Annotated in this window: 18 protein-coding genes; all 18 read left to right on the top strand. The window is 47.6% G+C overall.

Going from position 1 to position 13,709, the window contains the following annotated elements; genetic code table 11:
• The first annotated feature begins 251 nt into the window (after positions 1-251).
• Positions 252-563, top strand: a complete 312-nt coding sequence (rpsJ, locus tag AB8S08_RS08665) for a 30S ribosomal protein S10 (RefSeq protein ID WP_008488677.1) — start codon at positions 252-254, stop codon at positions 561-563.
• 38 nt (positions 564-601) lie between these two features.
• On the top strand, positions 602-1,246 hold the full coding sequence (gene rplC, locus AB8S08_RS08660) for a 50S ribosomal protein L3 (protein WP_110076183.1): 645 nt from the start codon (positions 602-604) through the stop codon (positions 1,244-1,246).
• A gap of 18 nt (positions 1,247-1,264) precedes the next feature.
• On the top strand, positions 1,265-1,870 hold the full coding sequence (gene rplD / locus AB8S08_RS08655; RefSeq protein WP_110076184.1) for a 50S ribosomal protein L4: 606 nt from the start codon (positions 1,265-1,267) through the stop codon (positions 1,868-1,870).
• Positions 1,867-2,169, top strand: coding sequence for a 50S ribosomal protein L23 (gene rplW / locus AB8S08_RS08650; RefSeq protein WP_110076185.1), 303 nt, complete (start codon positions 1,867-1,869; stop codon positions 2,167-2,169). Before rplD ends, rplW begins: the two co-directional genes overlap by 4 nt.
• 14 nt (positions 2,170-2,183) lie before the next feature.
• Positions 2,184-3,008: a 50S ribosomal protein L2 gene (gene rplB, locus AB8S08_RS08645; protein ID WP_110076186.1), complete on the top strand. Its 825-nt coding sequence runs from the start codon at positions 2,184-2,186 to the stop codon at positions 3,006-3,008.
• 16 nt (positions 3,009-3,024) lie between these two features.
• On the top strand, positions 3,025-3,303 hold the full coding sequence (gene rpsS / locus AB8S08_RS08640) for a 30S ribosomal protein S19 (RefSeq protein WP_026860408.1): 279 nt from the start codon (positions 3,025-3,027) through the stop codon (positions 3,301-3,303).
• Positions 3,304-3,315: 12 nt separating this feature from the next.
• Positions 3,316-3,648, top strand: coding sequence for a 50S ribosomal protein L22 (gene rplV, locus AB8S08_RS08635; protein ID WP_110076187.1), 333 nt, complete (start codon positions 3,316-3,318; stop codon positions 3,646-3,648).
• 10 nt (positions 3,649-3,658) lie between these two features.
• On the top strand, positions 3,659-4,348 hold the full coding sequence (rpsC, locus tag AB8S08_RS08630; RefSeq protein WP_110076188.1) for a 30S ribosomal protein S3: 690 nt from the start codon (positions 3,659-3,661) through the stop codon (positions 4,346-4,348).
• 11 nt (positions 4,349-4,359) lie between these two features.
• Positions 4,360-4,773, top strand: coding sequence for a 50S ribosomal protein L16 (gene rplP, locus AB8S08_RS08625; protein ID WP_110076189.1), 414 nt, complete (start codon positions 4,360-4,362; stop codon positions 4,771-4,773).
• On the top strand, positions 4,773-4,964 hold the full coding sequence (gene rpmC, locus AB8S08_RS08620; protein WP_110076190.1) for a 50S ribosomal protein L29: 192 nt from the start codon (positions 4,773-4,775) through the stop codon (positions 4,962-4,964). The genes rplP and rpmC overlap by 1 nt, the downstream gene beginning before the upstream one ends.
• Entirely contained in the window at positions 4,964-5,227 is a 264-nt protein-coding gene (gene rpsQ, locus AB8S08_RS08615) for a 30S ribosomal protein S17 (protein WP_110076191.1), read from the top strand. Before rpmC ends, rpsQ begins: the two co-directional genes overlap by 1 nt.
• Before the next feature lie 155 nt (positions 5,228-5,382).
• Positions 5,383-7,365, top strand: a complete 1,983-nt coding sequence (locus AB8S08_RS08610; protein ID WP_369742516.1) for a BCCT family transporter — start codon at positions 5,383-5,385, stop codon at positions 7,363-7,365.
• Positions 7,366-7,377: 12 nt separating this feature from the next.
• On the top strand, positions 7,378-8,760 hold the full coding sequence (locus AB8S08_RS08605; RefSeq protein ID WP_369742515.1) for a carbohydrate porin: 1,383 nt from the start codon (positions 7,378-7,380) through the stop codon (positions 8,758-8,760).
• Between the two features lie 68 nt (positions 8,761-8,828).
• Positions 8,829-10,835: an FAD-dependent oxidoreductase gene (locus tag AB8S08_RS08600; protein ID WP_369744193.1), complete on the top strand. Its 2,007-nt coding sequence runs from the start codon at positions 8,829-8,831 to the stop codon at positions 10,833-10,835.
• A complete protein-coding gene (locus AB8S08_RS08595) occupies positions 10,832-11,659 on the top strand; it encodes a PHP domain-containing protein (protein ID WP_369742514.1) in 828 nt (275 codons plus the stop codon). The genes AB8S08_RS08600 and AB8S08_RS08595 overlap by 4 nt, the downstream gene beginning before the upstream one ends.
• Before the next feature lie 34 nt (positions 11,660-11,693).
• Positions 11,694-12,317 (top strand): L-threonylcarbamoyladenylate synthase, encoded by a 624-nt coding sequence (locus tag AB8S08_RS08590; protein ID WP_110076195.1) that lies wholly within the window; start codon positions 11,694-11,696, stop codon positions 12,315-12,317.
• An 8-nt stretch (positions 12,318-12,325) separates the two neighbouring features.
• Entirely contained in the window at positions 12,326-13,144 is an 819-nt protein-coding gene (locus AB8S08_RS08585) for a ScpA family protein (RefSeq protein WP_369742513.1), read from the top strand.
• Positions 13,125-13,706, top strand: a complete 582-nt coding sequence (scpB, locus tag AB8S08_RS08580; protein ID WP_369742512.1) for an SMC-Scp complex subunit ScpB — start codon at positions 13,125-13,127, stop codon at positions 13,704-13,706. Before AB8S08_RS08585 ends, scpB begins: the two co-directional genes overlap by 20 nt.
• Positions 13,707-13,709 lie beyond the last annotated feature (3 nt).

Raw genomic sequence — 13,709 nt, 5'->3', positions numbered from 1 at the left:
AAACGCGGACGACCAGCGAAGCGCACGAATAACGAATAACGACGTTGCTTTTTAACTACGAAAGTGTATAATTCGCGGCCACAGTTGATGAACTCCTTGGAGCTCTCGCGACTGTAATTGGTTGCCACAGCAGTCCCGATAGGGGATTGAATGGATTTTCGTTGAAAATACCTCGCCCGGTATGTGCCAGGGTGTAGGTTTTTTTCTGTGCTCTTTTTTAAATGCTCTTTTATTGAGGCTTTGATTTTATTATGGCTAATCAAAGAATTCGGATTCGCTTGAAAGCGTTCGATCATCGTCTGATTGACCAGTCGACTGCAGAAATCGTAGAAACTGCAAAACGCACTGGTGCTCAGGTACGTGGTCCAATTCCACTGCCAACGCGCAAAGAACGTTTTACTGTGCTTATTTCTCCGCACGTAAACAAAGATGCGCGTGACCAGTACGAGATCCGTACCCATAAGCGTCTGATCGACATCATGGACCCAACTGACAAGACTGTTGACGCTTTAATGCGTTTGGATCTTGCTGCGGGTGTAGATGTACAGATCAGCTTGGGCTAAGCGGGCAGTAATAGGATTACACACGAGAGGTTTTAACAATGGCTATTGGTCTAGTCGGTCGTAAAGTAGGAATGACTCGCGTCTTCCAAGAAGACGGCGCTTCTGTACCTGTTACTGTGATCGAAGTGACAGCAAACCGTGTGACTCAGGTGAAAACTGAGGAAACTGACGGTTACCGCGCGCTTCAAGTGACTGCAGGTACTAAAAAAGCAAACCGTGTTACTAAACCACTTGCTGGTCACTTCGCAAAAGCGGGTGTTGAAGCAGGTCGCGGTCTCTGGGAATTCCGCCTAGAGGACGGTGAAGGTGAAGAATACGCAGTAGGTTCTGAAATTACTGTAGAAATTTTCGCAGACACCAAAAAAGTAGACGTTACCGGTACCTCAAAAGGTAAAGGTTTCCAAGGTGCTATTAAGCGCTGGAATTTCCGTACTCAGGACGCTACCCATGGTAACTCGTTGTCGCATCGCGCGCCGGGTTCTATCGGTCAAAACCAGTCTCCTGGTCGGGTTTTCAAAGGCAAGAAGATGGCAGGTCAGATGGGTAACAAACAAGTAACCGTACAAACTCTTGATGTAGTACGTGTTGACGCAGAGCGTGGTTTGTTGCTGATTCGTGGCGCTGTCCCTGGTGCTACTGGCGGCGATGTAATCATCAAGCCAGCAGTCAAGGCTAAGGCGTAACGTCTGAGGAGAATGGTGATGGAATTAACATTAAAAGACGCAAAAGGCGCTCTTGAAGTTTCCGAAGCTACCTTTGGACGTGAGTTCAACGAAGCTTTGATTCATCAGGTAGTAGTTGCCTATGCAGCTGGCGCTCGTCAGGGTACCAAAGCGCAAAAAACGCGTTCTGAAGTATCTGGCGGTGGCAAAAAGCCATGGCGTCAAAAAGGAACTGGCCGTGCTCGTGCTGGTACTATCCGTAGCCCTATTTGGCGCTCAGGTGGTACTACTTTCGCAGCGAAACCACGCAGCCACGACCAAAAAGTAAACAAGAAAATGTACCGCGGTGCAATGAAGAGCATCTTGTCTGAATTAGTTCGTCAAGATCGTCTAATCGTGGTTGAGAGCTTTGCAGTAGAAGCTCCAAAAACAAAAGAATTAGCAGCTAAACTGAAAGCTATGGATTTACACGATGTATTAATCGTGACTAAAGAAGTAGACGAGAACTTGTTCTTAGCATCACGTAACCTACACAAAGTAGACGTGCGTGACGTACAAGGTATCGACCCAGTAAGCCTGATTGCTTTTGAAAAAGTATTGATGACTGCTGACGCAGTGAAGCAAATTGAGGAGGTGTTATCATGATGCGCGAAGAACGTTTGCTGACTGTAATCCTAGCTCCTCATGTTTCTGAGAAGTCTACTATGACTGCAGAAACTGCTAACACTGTCGTGTTCAAAGTAGCAACGACTGCAACCAAAGCACAAATCAAAGCAGCAGTAGAAAAGCTGTTTGAAGTTGAGGTTGATAGCGTTCGTACTGTGAACGTAAAAGGCAAAACCAAACGTACCGGTATGCGCTTCGGTAAGCGTAGCGACTGGAAAAAAGCGTATGTCACCCTGAAAGAAGGTGCGGACATCGACTTCGTCGGCGGCGCTGAGTAACAGGAGGAATTCACATGGCATTAGTTAAGTGTAAGCCTACGTCTCCAGGTCGTCGCCACGTTGTTAAAGTGGTTAACGAAGACCTGTACAAAGGTAAGCCTTACGCCCCATTGTTGGATAAAAACAGCAAAAATGGTGGTCGTAACAACAATGGTCGTATTACTGTTCGTCATATCGGCGGTGGTCACAAGCATCACTACCGTATGGTTGACTTTAAACGCGACAAAGACGGCATCCCTGCAAAAGTAGAGCGTTTGGAATATGATCCAAACCGTTCAGCTAACATTGCATTGATTCTGTATGCAGACGGTGAGCGTCGTTACATTCTTGCTCCTAAGGGCATGAAAGCTGGCGATAAAGTACAGTCTGGTTCAGATGCACCAATCAAAGCGGGTAACGCTTTGCCACTGCGCAATATCCCAGTGGGTGCAGTTGTACACGCAATTGAAATGAAGCCTGGTAAAGGTGCTCAGCTAGCTCGTTCAGCTGGTGCGTCAGTACAGGTATTGGCTCGCGATGGCGCGTACGTAACAGTACGTCTGCGTTCTGGCGAAATGCGCCGAATTCAGGCGGATTGCCGTGCAACCATCGGTGAAGTAGGCAACGCAGAACACATGCTGCGTCAATTGGGTAAAGCTGGTGCGAAGCGCTGGCGTGGTGTTCGTCCTACCGTACGTGGTGTGGCGATGAACCCGGTTGATCACCCGCACGGTGGTGGTGAAGGTCGTACTTCTGGTGGTCGTCACCCGGTTACCCCATGGGGTACTCCGACTAAGGGTTATAAGACCCGTAAGAACAAGCGTACTGATAAGTTCATCGTACGTCGTCGCAACAAATAAGAGTTGAGGATTAGACATGCCACGTTCTCTTAAAAAAGGTCCATTTATCGACCTTCACCTATTGAATAAGGTGGAGAAAGCGTTGGAAGCCGGGGACAAAAAGCCAATTAAAACTTGGTCCCGTCGTTCAATGATTATCCCTGATATGATCGGCTTAACTATCGCTGTTCATAACGGTCGCCAGCACGTGCCAGTATTCGTTTCTGACGAAATGATTGGTCACAAGCTTGGTGAATTTGCACCAACCCGCACTTATCGTGGCCACGCCGCTGATAAGAAAGCCAAGAAACGCTAAGGGAGAGTTGAAATGGAAGCTATTGCTATTCACAAATTTGCTCGCCTATCAGCGCAGAAAGGCCGGTTGGTTGCTGACCAGATTCGCGGTTTACCAGTAGCGAAAGCTCTGGAAATTTTGGCTTACAGCCCTAAAGATGCAGCTGGCCTGCTGAAAAAGGTGTTGGAATCAGCCATTGCGAATGCTGAACACAACGAAGGTGCCGACATCGACGAGTTAAAAGTTGCAAAAGTAATGGTAGACGAAGGTCCTACTATGAAACGCATCATGCCTCGTGCGAAAGGTCGTGCTGATCGTATCTTTAAGCGTACCAGCCACATTACTGTGGTTGTATCGGATAGCTAGGAGATAAGTTATGGGTCAGAAAGTACATCCTAATGGTATTCGCCTAGGTATCACCAAACCATGGAATGCAACCTGGTTCGCGAATACAAAAGATTTTGCTGATAACCTGCACAGCGACCACTTGGTTCGTAAAATGTTGCAAAAAGAGCTGGCGGCAGCGTCAGTTTCTCGCATCGTTATCGAGCGTCCAGCTAAGAGCATCCGTGTAACTATCCACACAGCCCGTCCAGGTGTTGTGATTGGTAAGAAAGGCGAAGATGTAGAGAAATTGCGTCAAGCAGTTTCTAAATTGACTGGCGTTCCTGCGCAAATCAACATCTCAGAAGTACGCAAGCCTGAGCTTGACGCACAACTGGTTGGTGAAAACATCGCAGGCCAATTAGAGCGTCGTGTGATGTTCCGTCGTGCTATGAAGCGCGCGGTACAGAACGCAATGCGTCTTGGCGCTAAGGGTATCAAAGTGGAAGTAAGCGGTCGTTTAGGCGGCGCTGAAATCGCTCGTAGCGAGTGGTATCGTGAAGGTCGTGTTCCATTGCACACATTGCGTGCGGACATCGATTACGCTACTGCCGAAGCAAGCACCACTTACGGTATTATCGGCATTAAAGTTTGGATCTTCAAAGGCGAAGTTCTAGGCGGCATGCCAGTTGCTGAAGAAAAACCAGCAGCTCCAGCAAAACGCCCTAAAGGCCGTAAGTAAGGAGATACGATATGTTACAACCAAAGCGTACAAAATTCCGTAAGGTACACAAAGGCCGCAACCGTGGTCTGGCGCAAGCAGGTAACAAAGTTAGCTTCGGTACTTTCGGTTTAAAATCGGTTGAACGCGGTCGTATGACTGCGCGTCAAATCGAAGCAGCTCGTCGTGCCATGACGCGTCACGTGAAACGTCAAGGTAAGATTTGGATCCGCGTATTCCCAGACAAGCCAATTACTCAGAAGCCACTTGAAGTGCGTATGGGTAAAGGTAAAGGTAGCGTGGAATATTGGGTAGCTCAAATTCAGCCAGGTCGTGTCCTGTATGAAATGGACGGTGTTTCGGAAGAGATTGCTCGTGAAGCATTTACTCTTGCGGCACGTAAGCTGCCATTCAAAACCACCTTTGTGACTCGGACGGTGATGTAATGAAAGCGAACGAACTGAAAGAAAAAACCGTTGAGCAGCTGCAAGAAGAATTGCTAGGTTTGCGTCGTGAGCAGTTTAACCTGCGCATGCAAGCTGCAACTGGCCAGCTGAATCAAACTCACATGTTGAAGCAAGTGCGTCGTGATATCGCACGTGTTAAAACTATTCTGACTGAGAAGGCAGGTGCGTAATGGCTGAAGAAAAACGTATTCGTACTCTGCAAGGTCGTGTAACTAGCGACAAGATGGACAAGTCTATCACTGTTGCAGTAACTCGCCGTGTTAAACACCCGGTATATGGTAAGTACATTACCCGTACCACTAAGTTACACGCACACGACGAAAACAACGAGTGTAAAGCTGGCGATACCGTGATTATTCGCGAAACTCGTCCAGTATCTAAGACTAAGTCTTGGGCATTAGTTGAAATTGTAGAGCGCGCTGAAGTTATCTAATGGATTGCTCGTTTGAGTGATAAATTGATACTTAAGACGTAATAAACGAAAGCGAAAACGGCTCCATCTGGGGCCGTTTTTTTTGGGCGCGAGAAAAAAATATTAAAATCATCTATAATTAAGGCACTTACGAACCATCACGCAAGGAATTGTGTATGCATAGTACGACGCCTGCAAGACTCAATCCGCCGGTCTTCTATTCGGCCGCTGGGCTTATCACCCTTATCTTACTTTTCTCGGCTATTTGGCCAGATATCGCAAATCAGCTCTTTCAAACGGTACAAGCAGCAATTATTGATAACGCTAGTTGGTTTTATGTGCTTGCGGTAGCAGTGATTCTATTGAGTGTAGTGTACTTGGGGTTTTCCCGTTTTGGTTTGATAAAATTGGGGCCTGACCATTCCGAACCTGATTACTCAAAAATAACTTGGTTTTCGATGCTATTTTCTGCCGGAATGGGTATTGGCCTCATGTTTTTTGGAGTAGCCGAACCTATCATGCATTTTCTGTCGCCTCCCGTAGCTGAAGCTGGTTCGGTAGAAGCTGCTCGCGAAGCCATGAAGATTACCTTTTTCCATTGGGGCTTACATGCATGGGCAATCTACGCCATCGTGGCACTGATCCTAGCCTTTTTTGCATACCGTCATGGCCTGCCGCTGACCTTACGATCTGCCTTGTATCCGTTAATCGGAGATCGTATTTATGGGCCTATTGGACATGCGGTGGATGTGTTCGCGGTTATCGGGACCGTATTTGGGGTCGCCACCTCGCTTGGTTATGGCGTAACACAAATTAATGCCGGAATTAATTATTTGTTTGATATTCCTGTGTCAAACTTAGTGCAAGTGTTGCTGATTATTGGCGTTACCTTGTTAGCCGTGATTTCTGTAACAACCGGCTTAGACAAGGGCATCCGCCGCTTATCTGAGTTAAATATGGGGCTGGCAGTGTTGCTGTTAGTCTTTGTTTTGGTTTTGGGCCCCACGGTCTTTCTATTACAAGCTTTTGTACAAAACACCGGTGCCTACGTTTCTGAAATTGTCAGTAACACCTTCAATTTATTCGCTTACCAAAAAACTGATTGGATTGGCGGTTGGACCGTTTTCTACTGGGGATGGTGGCTAAGTTGGGCACCATTTGTGGGCTTGTTTATCGCACGGGTATCGCGCGGTCGTACCATTCGCGAGTTTGTACTCGGGGTGTTATTGGTACCGGCCGGTTTCACCTTAATGTGGATGACCTTTTTCGGTAATTCGGCTATTGATATGGTGCTTAACCAAGGCGCGGAAAGCTTAGGTAAGGCGGTGCAAGAAGATGTCTCGGTAGCCCTGTTTGTCTTCTTAGAGCAGTTTCCATTCAGTACCGCATTATCTTTCATTGCGACCTTGATGGTGGTGGTGTTCTTTGTCACCTCTTCAGACTCAGGCTCAATGGTGGTAGATATGCTTTGTTCAAACGGACGTGATGATACGCCGGTATGGCAACGGATCTTCTGGGCCAGTGGCGAGGGTATTGTGGCGATTATTCTGCTGCTAGCAGGTGGTTTAGGGGCGCTACAGACGATGACCATTGCTAGTGCCTTACCTTTTACCATTGTCCTGATGATAGCCACCTACGGTTTAATTAAGGCGTTGCGTGTTGATGTGCACAAAAAAGACACCTTGCAGAATAACTACCTCACAGCGTCGGCTATGAGCAATAAGAACTGGCGTGAACGATTGCACAATATCATCGATTTCCCTAGTAAAGCCGTGGGTGAACGCTTTTTAGGTCAAGTGATTACGCCAGCCTTTAATGAGGTTGCTGAAGAGATGCGTGCCAGTGGCTTAACGGTCGTGTTGGACACAAATGAGCAAGGGCAAAAGACCTTTCGAGTTCAGCATGGCGACGAAATAGACTTTATTTACCAAGTGAAATTGGCTGCTCACATACAGCCAGCCTTTTTGCATATGGATGAGGTGAGTGCCACCGCGGCACCTGTCGAGGTTGCCGAGGAGCAAAAATACTACCGAGCAGAAGTGCATTTGCGTGAAGGCGGGCAAGATTATGATGTGCTGGGTTGGTCGCGCGAAGCGGTTATTGGTGACCTAATAGATCACTATCACAAGCATATGCATTTTTTACATATTCTACGCTAAGGAGAAGTCCCTATGAAACCAACCTCGGTAGCACTAGCGCTAGCAACCCTTGTCAGTTTGAATACGAGTGAAGCTGTTGCACAAGATGCAGAAACAGCGGCTGAATTAAAAGCCGTGATGCAACAGTTACAACAACTGCAACAACGGGTTATTGAATTAGAGCAGAAACTTGCTGAGCAATCAGACTCAGCAGCAACGACTACAACAACAGCAACTACAAATGCCACAGCGAACCAACAAGTAGAGCAAGTGGCGGCGCGTCGACAAGCTAAAAGCTCGGCCTTGGCAGCACGTGTTGAACGTTTAGAAGAGGATATACAAGCAGCACAGAATGATCCTATTAGAATCGGTGGTGCTGTGCGCATGCAATACAAATGGGAAGATTATAACGATCCTCTTAAAGACCGCGGTGGTGATTTTGAATTTGATTTGGTCCGCATCGACTACAGCGGTGAAATAGGAGATGTCGTGCTGTCAGCACAGTACCGTTGGTTCCAGTACATGGATACGGTGCAACATGCATGGGTAGGTTACAACTTTTCTGAACAGTGGCAGGGACAATTGGGCGTCACTAAAGTGCCGTTTGGGATCACGCCCTATAATTCCAACAGCTACTTTTTTAGCTCGAACTTTTATGTAGGCCTTGAAGATGATCACGACTTAGGTGCCAAGCTACTTTACCGCAGTAGTGATTGGGACTTTGACGTTGCCTTTTTTAAGGGTGACGAAATGGGTGGCGTCAATGGCCTATCGCCAAGCAAAGCCGATCGTTATGCCTACGATGCCTTGGGCGTTCGTCTGGCTGGTGAAGGACTCTACGATGACCCTACTGCACTAGTGGCCGAATCGAATAGTGTGGCCTTGCGGGCGGCGCGTAAATACGACTTAGCCGCTGATAAGTCGGTTGAAATTGGTGCCAGCTGGCAGTTCGGTGATATGAATAACGGAACTGATAATATAGGTGAGCGGCAGGCATGGGCGGTGCACGGTGTCTATAATATCAATCGCTGGACCCTGATGGGGCAGGTGACTCAGTATGATTACGATATGGAGCTAGCTGAACAAGGTATCGTTGTTGGTGCTTATGCTTATTACGATACGATTCCTAGCAAAGCGACTTTGTATAGCGCTAACTTGGCCTATAGCCTTCCGGTGCAATGGGGACCTGTCACAGATCTTACCTTTTACAACGATTTTAGTTTAATGACGAATAAGCGCTTTTATACGGAAGATACGGTGATGAATGTGTTGGGCGTGGCTGTTAGCGCCGGTGGTTTGTATACTTATTTTGATTTAGTTACTGCGCGTAACCAACCGTTTGTAGGTGGCTCTATGAGTGGCGATAGTAAACAGACCAACACCCGTTTCAACGTCAATATAGGCTATTATTTTTAGTCAAAAATGAGTACAGTGGCATTATTCAAACACTTGTTTAATTAGGGGTTAACGTGACGTCGCCATACATGCATTTATTTCAGCCGTTAGACTTAGGTTTTACTCAGATTAAAAATCGCATTTTAATGGGGTCTATGCATACTGGCCTTGAAGAAGAAAAAAATGGATTTGAAAAACTAGCGGCGTTTTATGCTGAACGAGCTAAGGGTGGCGTCGGGTTAATAGTTACTGGCGGTATTAGTCCGAATTTTCGTGGCCGTATTAGCCCTTTTGGGAGCGAGCTGAGTCGACCTTGGCAAGTGGCCAAGCATCGAAAAATCACGACGGCTGTGCATCAACATGATGGCAAGATATGTATGCAAATTTTGCATACTGGTCGCTATGCCTATCATCCTTTTTCAGTGGCACCGAGTAAGCTCAAAGCACCGATCACTCCGTTTACTCCGAAAGCGATGACAGAGCGGCAAATCCAAACCACCATCAAGCATTTTGCACGGGCCGCTAAACTGGCACAGAAAGCCGGTTATGATGGGGTTGAGGTAATGGGCTCTGAAGGCTATTTAATCAATCAGTTTATTTGCCCGCGTACTAATCAGCGTAATGATAAGTGGGGTGGTGAATTTGAAAACAGAGCGCGTTTTCCGGTAGAAATTATTAAGGCTATTCGTGCTGCGGTAGGTCCTGAATTTATCATTATTTATCGATTGTCCATGTTAGACCTAGTGCCAGATGGTAATCAGTTCGATGAAGTGGTTGAGTTAGGTAAACGGGTAGAACAAGCCGGCGTGAATATTATTAATAGCGGTATTGGTTGGCATGAGGCAAGGGTTCCTACCATTGTGACGTCGGTACCACGCGCTGCATTTAGTTGGATAACCGCGCGGGTACGCAAACACCTATCGGTTCCAGTGGTTGCTGTGAACCGAATTAATACGCCCGAAATAGCCGAACAAATCTTGGCTAATGATGAAGCGGATATGGTGTCTATGGCTCGGCCACTGCTGGCTGACCCCCATTTTGTGAACAAGGCAGCAGCGAACCAAGCTCAACACATCAATACTTGTATTGCCTGTAACCAAGCCTGTTTAGATCATGTGTTTGAGAATAAACGAGCCAGTTGTTTAGTTAACCCACAAGCATGTTATGAAACCGAGTTGGTCTTTAAGCCAGTGCTACAGCCGAAGAAACTTGCGGTGGTAGGTGCAGGCCCAGCCGGATTAGAGTTCGCCTGTCGCGCTGCGGAACGAGGTCATGAGGTGCACCTATTTGATGGTAGTGACGACATTGGTGGGCAGTTTAACTACGCTAAACAAATTCCTGGTAAAGAAGAGTTTTATGAAACCTTGCGGTATTATAAGCAGCGCCTGCAAACAGCTGGAGTAAACGTGCACTTGGGCCAGCGACAAACTGCCGACAGTTTACAGCAACAAGGGTTCACCGAAGTGGTACTGGCAACGGGGGTAGTACCTCGTGAAGTAGCAATAAGCGGTAGTGATTCGCCTAAGGTCTTGGGTTACTTGGATGTGTTGCGTGATCATAAACCAGTGGGCAAACGTGTGGCCCTGATCGGTGCTGGAGGGATTGGCTTTGATGTGGCCGAGTATTTAACGACGGCAACATCGCCATCGCTTGATATTAAAGAATGGTCTGCGATTTGGGGCGTTGATGATAGCTATCAACAGCGGGGTGCTCTAGCCGCACCCAAAGCCGAGACAAGTGAACGTGAGGTGTATTTACTGCAACGTAAAACCAGTAAAGTTGGCGCTGGCTTAGGTAAAACCTCTGGCTGGGTGCATCGTGCTACGCTCAATAAAAAAGGCGTTAAAATGCTAGCTGGAGTGACCTATCAAAAAGTCACGGACGAAGGTTTATGGATCGAGCAAGATGGGCAAAGCCAACTACTTGAGGTTGACCACATTGTTATTTGTGCCGGGCAAGTACCTCAGCGAGAACTGCAGCAGCAATTAGAGCAAGCGGGGATGCAAGTACATTTAATTGGTGGGGCCGATGTTGCAGCTGAACTGGATGCCAAACGAGCCATTCGTCAAGGGGCTGAATTGGCTGCTAAGATATGACCCTTTGTTACGATCTGCATTGTCATAGTAATTATTCTGATGGCGGCTTAACTCCTGCGGATCTCGTGGCGCGGGCTCATCACTATGGTGTGACCCATTTGGCGATTACTGATCACGATACCATTGATGCTCTGCCCGTGGCGCGTGCGGCAATAACGCAACAGCAGTTGCCACTGACGTTGGTGAACGGCGTTGAATTAACCTGCCGTTGGCAGCAACATGAAATTCATTTGGTCGGGGTGAATTTTGATGCCGAAGACGATAAGTTACGTCAATTGCTAGCGCAGCAGCAGCAGGTCAGGCGCGACCGTTACGCCGGTATGGTGGCTAAGCTTGCCAAAGCAGGTATTGCAATTGAGCCGCCCCTAGCAGAACAACTGACCATGCCAACGCGCAAGCATTTGGCTGAGGCTTTGCTCGAAGGTGGCTGGGTTAGTAGCTTTGAAGCCGCATTTCGGCGTTATTTAGGCAAAGGACAACAAGCCTATGTTGCAGCTGAGTGGGTTGATTTAGCAACTGCGATTGCGACGATCAAAGCAGCAGGGGGGACCACTGTATTGGCGCATCCTCACGCTTATCAGTTAAGTAACAAGTGGTTGCGGCGGTTATTGCAAGACGCCAAGGCCGATAATCTCGATGCCTTAGAAGTAGCCATAGGCGCACAAAGCCCTGGACACCGAGAAGCGTTGGCAACCTTTGCTAGCGAAATCGGCTTGCTGGCGTCGGCTGGTTCAGATTTCCATAATCCAGGTAGGTGGCGTGAGTTAGGCAAAAATCTTTGTCTACCAGCACACTGTGTGCCAATATGGAATACATGGCAGTAAGTTAATTTAAACCCTCGTAATAAGTTGAAGTGATATGAGCCAGTATTTCAGTATTCATTCAGAAAATCCGCAAGCGCGGCTGATACAGCAGGCTGTACAGATTATTATGCGCGGTGGGGTAGCCGTTTATCCTACCGACTCGGGTTATGCGATTGGCTGCCGTATCGGTGATAAAAATGCGATGGAACGTATCTGTCAAATTCGTGATATCGATAAAGAGCATAATTTCACCCTCATGTGCCGTGATTTATCGGAGTTATCAACTTACGCAAGAGTTGATAATACCGCCTTTAGGTTACTCAAGAATAATACTCCAGGGCGCTACACCTTTATTCTTAAGGGCACCAAAGAAGTGCCAAGGCGCTTACTTAACCCTAAACGTAAAACGATTGGCATTCGAGTGTCCGATGACCCTATCACGATGGCCTTATTGGAAGCCATGGGCGAACCAATCATGTCGACGAGTTTAGTCTTGGGGCAGAATGAATTTGCCGAGTCGGATCCCTACGAAATTCGTGAACGACTTGAGCGTCAGGTGGATGTGATCATAGATGGTGGACATCGTGGTGAAGAGCCAACAACCGTGATTGATATGGCCGACGATGAAGTTAAGGTAAGCCGGGTTGGTGCAGGTGATATCACGCCCTTTGCAGATTAGTAGGTGTCATGATGCCGGCTGAGCAGCAATCACTCCCGTTGGGTTTTGTTCGTGGTGAACCCGTTATTGAAAAACCGGAAGATCTTTATATTCCGCCAGAGGCACTAGAGCTTATCCTCGAGAGTTTTTCTGGGCCGATGGACCTGCTTTTGTATTTAATTCGGCGGCAGCAATTAGATATTGTCGAACTGCCTATCCTCCCCATAACTCAGCAATACATGGAATATGTGGCCATGATGAAAGAGCTGAAGTTAGAGTTAGCAGCAGATTATCTCGTGATGGCAGCAATCTTGGCCGAGATTAAAAGCCGGATGTTGCTACCTAAGCCGGTTGCTAATGACGATGACGATATCGACCCACGAGCGGAATTGGTGCGGCGCCTCCAAGAATACGAAGCCATTAGACAGGGAGCTGCGCAGCTTGAGCAATTACCACAGGCAGGGCGCGATTTTTCACCGATACAATTAGCTACGGACGTACGAGACCAGCTTGAATTACCAGAACCCAACGTCAGCTTGGCTGAATTGGCACTGGCTTTTAGTCAAGCATTGGCAACGGCGCAATTACAGCATCACCATCAAGTAGAACGAGAAAAGTTATCAACGCGCGAACGTATGAGCCGAATTCTTGATCTCTTACAGACTAAGCCTCGCATTCGACTGCAAGAGATTTTTACTGCTGCCGAGGGCCGACAGGGGGTAGTGGTTAGTTTCTTAGCTACCTTAGAATTAGTTAAAGAAGCCTTGATTGAGGTGGTCCAAGTGGAACCCTTCAGCGACATCTATCTATCGCAACGAGTACCTGCCGATGCAATTGAGACAGCTTAAGCAAGCTTTGGAAGCACTCTTGTTTGTTACCGAGCAACCGCTGTCAGAACAGCAGTTGTTAGCTTACTTTGCTCCTGAACAAGTGTCTAAAAAACAGTTGCTTGCGGTATTAGACGAATTACGACAAGACTATGCCGAGCGAGGTGTGCAACTGCAACAAGTTGCATCTGGTTACAGATTTCAGACGCGCACCGAATTGGGTGGTATAATAAGCCGTTTGTGGCAAGAAAAGCCGCCGCGGTACTCGCAAGCTTTACTAGAAACCTTAGCACTGATTGCCTACCGACAACCCATTACACGCGGCGATATTGAAGAAATCCGCGGGGTTAGTGTGAGTTCGCAAATCATGAAAACCTTGCAAGAACGCGGTTGGGTTAAGGTAGTCGGGCATCGAGAAGTACCCGGGCGCCCCCAGCTTTATGCCACTACAAGCGAATTTCTGGACTATTTTAGTTTACAGGATTTATCCGAATTACCGGCTATTCCCGACGCTCCGGCGCCGCTCAGGAATAGCACGCAAGCAGCTCAGATACCCGCTGAGACAGCGACAGATATAGAGTAAATG

The organism is Pseudidiomarina sp. PP-1MA (genome assembly GCF_041200125.1).
Classification (GTDB): Bacteria; Pseudomonadota; Gammaproteobacteria; order Enterobacterales; family Alteromonadaceae; genus Pseudidiomarina; species Pseudidiomarina fusca.
This window is presented reverse-complemented; position numbering and strand designations above follow the sequence as displayed.

Coding starts and splice junctions, on each gene's coding strand:
- rplP (WP_110076189.1), top strand. CDS start 4,360: ATGTTACAACCAAAGCGTACAAAATTCCGTAAGGTACACAAAGGCCGC.
- rplW (WP_110076185.1), top strand. CDS start 1,867: ATGATGCGCGAAGAACGTTTGCTGACTGTAATCCTAGCTCCTCATGTT.
- rplD (WP_110076184.1), top strand. CDS start 1,265: ATGGAATTAACATTAAAAGACGCAAAAGGCGCTCTTGAAGTTTCCGAA.
- rplV (WP_110076187.1), top strand. CDS start 3,316: ATGGAAGCTATTGCTATTCACAAATTTGCTCGCCTATCAGCGCAGAAA.
- AB8S08_RS08590 (WP_110076195.1), top strand. CDS start 11,694: ATGAGCCAGTATTTCAGTATTCATTCAGAAAATCCGCAAGCGCGGCTG.
- AB8S08_RS08585 (WP_369742513.1), top strand. CDS start 12,326: ATGATGCCGGCTGAGCAGCAATCACTCCCGTTGGGTTTTGTTCGTGGT.
- rpsJ (WP_008488677.1), top strand. CDS start 252: ATGGCTAATCAAAGAATTCGGATTCGCTTGAAAGCGTTCGATCATCGT.
- scpB (WP_369742512.1), top strand. CDS start 13,125: ATGCAATTGAGACAGCTTAAGCAAGCTTTGGAAGCACTCTTGTTTGTT.
- AB8S08_RS08610 (WP_369742516.1), top strand. CDS start 5,383: ATGCATAGTACGACGCCTGCAAGACTCAATCCGCCGGTCTTCTATTCG.
- rpsS (WP_026860408.1), top strand. CDS start 3,025: ATGCCACGTTCTCTTAAAAAAGGTCCATTTATCGACCTTCACCTATTG.
- AB8S08_RS08600 (WP_369744193.1), top strand. CDS start 8,829: ATGCATTTATTTCAGCCGTTAGACTTAGGTTTTACTCAGATTAAAAAT.
- rplB (WP_110076186.1), top strand. CDS start 2,184: ATGGCATTAGTTAAGTGTAAGCCTACGTCTCCAGGTCGTCGCCACGTT.
- AB8S08_RS08595 (WP_369742514.1), top strand. CDS start 10,832: ATGACCCTTTGTTACGATCTGCATTGTCATAGTAATTATTCTGATGGC.
- AB8S08_RS08605 (WP_369742515.1), top strand. CDS start 7,378: ATGAAACCAACCTCGGTAGCACTAGCGCTAGCAACCCTTGTCAGTTTG.
- rpsQ (WP_110076191.1), top strand. CDS start 4,964: ATGGCTGAAGAAAAACGTATTCGTACTCTGCAAGGTCGTGTAACTAGC.
- rpsC (WP_110076188.1), top strand. CDS start 3,659: ATGGGTCAGAAAGTACATCCTAATGGTATTCGCCTAGGTATCACCAAA.
- rplC (WP_110076183.1), top strand. CDS start 602: ATGGCTATTGGTCTAGTCGGTCGTAAAGTAGGAATGACTCGCGTCTTC.
- rpmC (WP_110076190.1), top strand. CDS start 4,773: ATGAAAGCGAACGAACTGAAAGAAAAAACCGTTGAGCAGCTGCAAGAA.